The following is a 6,570-nucleotide window of genomic DNA, read 5'->3' as shown; positions in this document are numbered from 1 at the left end:
CCTCGTGCTCCCTGTCTGCAACCTGCACGGCATGCAGCTCCATCTCGCGGAGATTTCACGCACGGTCGCGCAGGGCGCTCACGCCGTCCTCATTGTGGATCAGGCGGCATGGCATACCAGTCAGAAGCTGGATGTTCCCTACAATATCACCATTCTCCCGCTGCCTCCCCGGGCTCCTGAACTGAACCCGGTGGAAAATCTCTGGCAGTTCCTGCGCAATACATGGCTCTCAAACAGGATCTTCAGAACCTATGACGATATCGTTGATATCGCCTGCCATGCCTGGAACCAGCTCGTCGATCAACCATGGCGCATCATGTCAATCGGACTGCGCAAGTGGGCTCATAGGTTATAGCAATCAACGGTTGGTATCAGCCTCTGCTGCGCACATGACGGGCACAACACCTCGTTCCGGCACTTCTGTCACTACATCAAGTATAGACGCATAATTCCGCCGCATCCCGGCAATCTCCAGTACAGGGGGCCTCATCCTGAACCCGTCAACGGTCATGGCTTCTGACAGACCATGACTTCACACAAGATCAGGAGAGGCGACGTACGCTCCCTGTCGGGGCCAGACAGTCTCCAGATCAGAACTTCAGGCGGAACTTCCCACGAATACCAGTATCCCTGGAACGTTCACCGTACTGCCCGATATAGGACACCCCCACATCGATGCGGTCGCTCATAACCGCTTTCAGGCCGGCATCCACCACCGCTGCATTTTCAGACAGCGGCACGCCCGCGATATCGAATGTCGTCCCGCCACCTTGCGCGAAATATTCCCGCGTGGTGGGCGTCAGTTCACCAAAGGTATGACGATAGGCAAAGCTGGCGTTAGGCACCAGCATGACCGCCCCTGCCCGCAGGCTTGATGACATCCGTAGTCCGAAGGTGGAATAAGTGGTGCCGGTGTCCATCGCGCGCCCCACCAGCGCGGCATTGCCACCATGTTCGTGGAACCCGTCGGTATGCAGGTTGACATAGGCGACGTTGGCGAACGGCTCCAGTGCAACCAGGCCTGCATTGAAGCGATAACCAAGATCGCCAAATCCCTGTGCCGTGCCCACCATGTAGGCACTGCTTTCACGTGAGGAATATCCCGCGAACGCCACCTGGCCGGTTCATGCCCAGCATGTCCCACGAATATGTCGCCCCGATCCGCAGCGCCAGCCGCCCCCAGTGCGTGCCCGCGTAACCACCCACCGACACGGTGTTGCTGTGGCCCGAGGAATCGCGCCCGCCGACGTCAAAGGCCGAATGGCCATAGCTGACCAGTCCGCCAACACGCCACGTACCGAACACCGGGGTATCCGCACCAAGGATGAAGCCACCGACACTGTGATGCATGCCCGCGGCGTTCCCGTCGCCTGAATTGTGACCCCATCCGCCATAGGTCTCGCCCCACAACGCGGCGTGCTCCTGCTGACATGTGCCATCGGTGCGGCGACCATGCAGGTTGGCAGTCGATTGCGGTCCCGCCCCCGGATCACATGCCGCGCCACGCAGGCGGTCGATTGCCGCGTTACGCAGGTAGAAGCTGTCCTGGATCAGTGCGGTTCGGGCTGAGGCATGGATTTCACCCGATGTCGCATTCAGCGCCTGCCGTGCCTGCGCATCGCTGCCGACAAGCCCGACCGCACTGGCGATGCCGCTACTTGCCAGTGCATCCAGCGCCCCGGCGGTGGCCCTCTGGTTGCGTGTCACCGCCACGTCGGTAAAGGCACGGGTCTGTTCGGTGCGCAGATAGACATCATTGGCGTCATATGCGTCTATTATGGATTCAAAAGACGAAACCTGCGTATCGCCCTGCAGTGCATAGGTTCCGCTCACGCCATGCGCTGCGCTGAGCACCCGGTACCCGTCCGTCCCTGCATTCCGCAGGCCGCCCAGAACGCCCTGCGACATGACCAGTTGCGCACCCTGCGCGATTGTCGCGCTACCCGTAACCGACACATGCCCGCCATTGGCCACCAGAGCCGAACCCGCCTGCTGCTGCAGGTCACCGTTCACCGACAGCGTGCCCGTCCCGTTCCGGCCACCCTGCAGGACCGCGCCCTGATCGACGACAACGCTGCCGACCTGGCCGCCGCCTTCCAGCATCGCACCTGATTCGACCGTCACCGGGGCAGAGGCCAGATTGCCGTCAACTGCCAGCGTCCCGGCCGTTACATCGGCCTGCCCGCTGTAACCCGAACCGTCACCGGTATAATCCAGCAGGCCGGACCCGGCTTTCGTGAGGCTGCCGCTACCGATAAGGGTATTGGCCATCGTGTAATCGGCATCGTTATGGAATGTGACCGCACCATAACTTTCGATATTCCCGTGGATTTTCGAACCGGCATACATATAGATATCGTATTTGCTGTCCGGCCCCATGAACAGGGCATCCTGTTGCGGGCTGCTTATCGTTCCGTAATTGTAGAGGGTAATGTTCGCCGGGCCGACATATGTCTCGAAAGCATGATAATCGCCGGTAATACTACCATAATTGTATAAAGTAGTTGTGCTCATGGCGCTGACGCCAATGTCCGTGCCGTGGATCGTCCCGTAATTGTAGGCGACGAAAGGCGAGAGAGTGCAGCACAGGGTCACCCCGACCTGAACAGAACTGATGACGGCGTCTTTCTCATTTATGATGGTGCCGCCACCGGTCAGGGTCAGTGCTTCGGATATATTGAGGCTGCCGCCCTTATCAACGCCCGCAGCACCTTCAGCCTTGATGGTTCCGTAATTGTCAACGGTGGCATAACCGTCGATATCCACGCCATCTCCATCGCCGGTGCCCGATCCGTTGTAACCGCCAATGATGGTGCCGTAATTGACAACCTTGCCGGTGCCATCGGACCCGACGCCCGAACCATTACGGCCTATGATCGTCGCCCCCGCGGCGTTATAGACATCCACGTACCCGTCGGTCGTGATACCGTGACGTTCGCCGGAGATCAGTCCCCCGGCCTGGTTGATGACAGTGCCGGTCGGCGCTTCCTGGAAATCGACGCCATCATGGCTGTCGCCCAGCGCACCATCGGAATAGATCGTGCCCGCATTCACCACCGTGGCGTTCGCACCCGGGCGGATGCCATCGGCATCGTCTGCCTTGATCAGGCCACCTGCATTGTTGGTAATGGTCGTCTTGTTATCGGGCCCTACAAAATCATTCAGGTCGATCCCCTGGCCACCCTGCGTACTTTCAATGGTGCCGCTATTGGTGATGGTCACGGTGCCGGCAGTCGCATTGCCACCGTGGATACCATCATCAGACCCGACAACCTTTGCCCCCGCACCGATATCAACAGATATATCGGTCGGTTTCTTGATCGACAGCGCCTTGTCATCATCGACCACCAGGGATTCACCCGGCGCAAGGGTAAAGTTCTCCGTGCCAGAGACATCGTCCGCCACGGCAACAACACACGTGTCCGTCAAAGCCAGGATGACCGTTGAAACCCCGACAGAAATCTTCAGAAGCAGCCCGTTTTTTTTCATAATGCCAAATTTTTCATAATATTTCTGGATCAGATTGGAAACCTTTCAGTATTTTTAGGATATATGACAGGTAATATGCAAACCCTATGATGCAGGTCGGTTAAGGAAAAAGCGTTTTTTAACCGCAGGATTCCTTGATCCGGGACCACAAAACTGTTTCAGGCACCATGAGAAGACTGAAGACGATCAGCCTGTACCAATTGACAAGCATGTCTGTAGTCATATTTTGTTAAGAGTCATCTAAAATGTTCGGGCAAAAAAGGAAGCCATGATCGACAGACATGGCTTCCTTCAGCACAAATCATACAGATCATTCACTACCGGATACCGGCAGGGAAAGACTGGCTTATGGGAGCGGCTGTTTCTGCTGGTTCAGGCGCAGCAGGAGCTGATGTCGGGCTGCTATCTGCTGGCCCCGCGTACCGCATGTCAGCCGATCAGGACAGATCGTGTCGGGGTAAACGCCTCGCCGTCGTCATTTCGGAGGCGACGGACAGACGGTTAAACTGACGTATACCAGACAGGGAATGTGAAGCGAAAAGCCTGCCAAGACGGTACAGGTCCGTGGGAAAACCTTTGAGGATGCCATGGCGAAAGGGCGCGAAACGACCTTTCGCGTGCTTCACGCTCAGAAAGAGCGTTATACGCGTTCAAGGCGCATAACGTCCCTGACGATCACGGGAAGGATAACAGCCGGACCTTTACGTTATCCGTGTCGATTTGGAATATAGATTTCCCATATGTCTTGTTAGCGTGAACTTGGAACCCCTGAAAAATACTTAGGCGTTTCTTTTAGTTTCTACGTTTTATTTTTTAACAATACCACAATGGAATTAATAAATAATTTTACAATAATATTATCCGGTATTGTCAATTTATTTCCATAACATTCTGATAAAATTCGACTTTAAATATTATTATATATTTTTATAAAATAAATTCATAATTGATTTTATCATTATTGTTTATTATTTTTTTTCACACAACATACGGTATGCATATAGAATAAATATATCTATCATTGTCCACATGTTCATATTTATTAAAATATGTCCTTACTTCAGTGGTGTCGGCAATATGGAATTTTCCCACCTTAATACCAATATATTACTTTATACATGTATGGCAATCATGATAATACAACATAAATTCTGAAAAATTTATTTTATCAATAGTCTATCGATTCCTGGTATGGGTTTATTTCGCAATACCTTGCATCCATTATATTATCAGGCGGCACATCTTCAGTCAGGCCAAAATGGAACCAGTCGCTATAATGAAAAGGCAGGATTTCGAACATATACGGATCAAGCGTAAAGAATTCTGAAATCAGGATACGCCGCTTCAGACTGCGAAACGCGCGCCGCAGAAGGAGCCTGATTTTTAATATAGAAATCAATTCGTGTTCTCAGAACATATTTCGTATCAACACGTTCCAGCCTGGCTTTTGCTGATTCGATCTGCAGGTTGCAGTTATTGTTTCCGTCCCCCGTTTGACCGGTGGCATGGAAACCGCCGCGCCAGACAGGGTGATAACGTCACGGCATTCTGCAATCAGTTTCGGGGGTGCCGTCTTTTGTCAAAAAGGCGGCGTTTCCGGAGGCTTTCTGAAAAGGCTTCACCAGAAACTTCTTTATAATGCGCAGGCTGTCATCCCAGTTCCTTAACGACCATGTGCGGCAAGTTGCATGACAAGGTCGATCAGCGCCGCCGCCAGCAACACGACCGTTACCACACGCAGGCCAATGCGCAACATACGCTCGCGCCGCGTGGGGGGCAGTTCACGACGATGCAGGACGAAGGAGTCCTGCGGACCGGGATTTCCTGAATCAGGTTGCTCGGCCATTGCCCTGCCCCATCAGATGTTTCATGGATAGACCCCGTTTTACCAGAACAGATGGATAACGCCAGACCGTGTCCCGACATTGCCCTGCCTTTCGCATGACACGGTATGTCCTGCCCCTTCTGGTCTGGCTTGTGACCCTGTGCCCGCCTCATGCCGCCTACGCCGAAGGGTGCGCGGAACTGGGCGCGGGACAGCAGTTGCCAACGCTGGACAACGCAAAGCTGTCGCCCCGGACACAGCTACTGTGCAATGCCCGCTATGCCGTGCTGTATTCCGGCCTAGTGTCCTGATCGAGAAGTTTATATGATTATCCTGATGGCAGGGGTAATCGAATGGGACGTGTAGCGGTTGCGATTGAACTGACGGCATTGGAGCGTCAGGAACTGGAATCTCTGGCAAGGGCGCGCAAGACGGGCCAGGCGCTTGCGCGGCGAGCCCGTATTGTCCTTGCCGCAGCCGATGGGCATGAGAACAAGGCGATCCGTGACCTGACGGGCGCGGACATCAACACGGTTGGCAAGTGGCGCCGGCGTTTTGCAACGGACCGTCTGGACGGGCTTTACGATGAACCCCGGCCGGGGACACCACGCTCGATCGGCGACGGGGAAATCGCGGAGACGATCCGCCGGACACTGGAAGAAACCCCGCGCGGTGCTACGCATTGGTCGCTGCGCTCGATGGCACAGGCCGTGGGATATGCACCGTCAACGATCCATCGCATCTGGAAAGCGTTCGGGTTACAGCCGCATCGAACAGAGACCTTCAAACTGTCGAACGACCCCCTCTTCGTGGAGAAGGTCCGCGACATCGTTGGTCTGTATATGGCACCGCCGGAGCGTGCGCTGGTACTGTGCGTGGATGAGAAGAGCCAGATCCAGGCGCTGGATCGCAGCCAGCCCATGCTCCCGATGCGGCCCGGCCAGGTCGAGCGGCGGACACATGACTATACCCGCCACGGTACGACCTCACTGTTCGCAGCTCTCGACATTGCCACCGGCACCATCATTGGAAAGTGTTATCCGAAGCACCGATCCACGGAATTCCGCAAATTCCTTGACCAGATCGAAACCAATGTGCCGACTGACCTCGATATCCATCTGGTGATGGATAACTATGCCACCCACAAGACGAAGCTGATCCGTGACTGGTTGGCCAGGCGCCCGCGCTGGCACGTTCATTTTACGCCGACCGGGGCCTCATGGATCAATCAGGTGGAGCGGTTTTTCGCTCTCGTC

6 protein-coding genes are annotated in these 6,570 nt (G+C 55.0%); 3 read left to right on the top strand and 3 right to left on the bottom strand.

Features of this window, described 5'->3' with window-relative positions; translation table 11 throughout:
* Positions 1–355: transposase (locus GEU01_RS18725; protein ID WP_019087291.1), on the top strand; the 355-nt coding region annotated here is incomplete at its 5' end.
* Positions 356–590: 235 nt separating this feature from the next.
* Here GEU01_RS18725 and GEU01_RS27365 read toward each other — a convergent pair.
* The 3 genes from GEU01_RS27365 to GEU01_RS18715 form a co-directional block, all read right to left on the bottom strand.
* Positions 591–1,115, bottom strand: a complete 525-nt coding sequence (locus GEU01_RS27365; RefSeq protein WP_019087290.1) for an autotransporter outer membrane beta-barrel domain-containing protein — start codon at positions 1,113–1,115, stop codon at positions 591–593.
* Positions 1,087–3,489 carry an autotransporter outer membrane beta-barrel domain-containing protein gene (locus tag GEU01_RS27360; RefSeq protein WP_157212889.1) on the bottom strand — a complete coding sequence of 801 codons (2,403 nt, stop codon included), beginning with the start codon at positions 3,487–3,489 and terminating at the stop codon, positions 1,087–1,089. The genes GEU01_RS27365 and GEU01_RS27360 overlap by 29 nt, the downstream gene beginning before the upstream one ends.
* Positions 3,490–5,152: 1,663 nt before the next feature.
* The gene (locus tag GEU01_RS18715; RefSeq protein ID WP_019087289.1) at positions 5,153–5,335 is read right to left on the bottom strand and encodes a hypothetical protein; all 183 of its coding nucleotides are present in this window, start codon (positions 5,333–5,335) and stop codon (positions 5,153–5,155) included.
* Positions 5,336–5,403: 68 nt separating this feature from the next.
* Here GEU01_RS18715 and GEU01_RS18710 point away from each other — a divergent pair, with 68 nt between their 5' ends.
* Together GEU01_RS18710 and GEU01_RS18705 are read left to right on the top strand one after the other, a co-directional pair.
* Entirely contained in the window at positions 5,404–5,625 is a 222-nt protein-coding gene (locus GEU01_RS18710) for a hypothetical protein (RefSeq protein ID WP_232272621.1), read from the top strand.
* A gap of 42 nt (positions 5,626–5,667) precedes the next feature.
* The coding region (locus GEU01_RS18705) for an IS630 family transposase (RefSeq protein ID WP_019087287.1) at positions 5,668–6,570 on the top strand (903 nt) is incomplete at its 3' end.

Origin of the sequence: Komagataeibacter europaeus LMG 18890 (assembly GCF_000285295.1) — a bacterium.
Taxonomy (GTDB): domain Bacteria; phylum Pseudomonadota; class Alphaproteobacteria; order Acetobacterales; family Acetobacteraceae; genus Komagataeibacter; species Komagataeibacter europaeus.
This window is presented reverse-complemented; position numbering and strand designations above follow the sequence as displayed.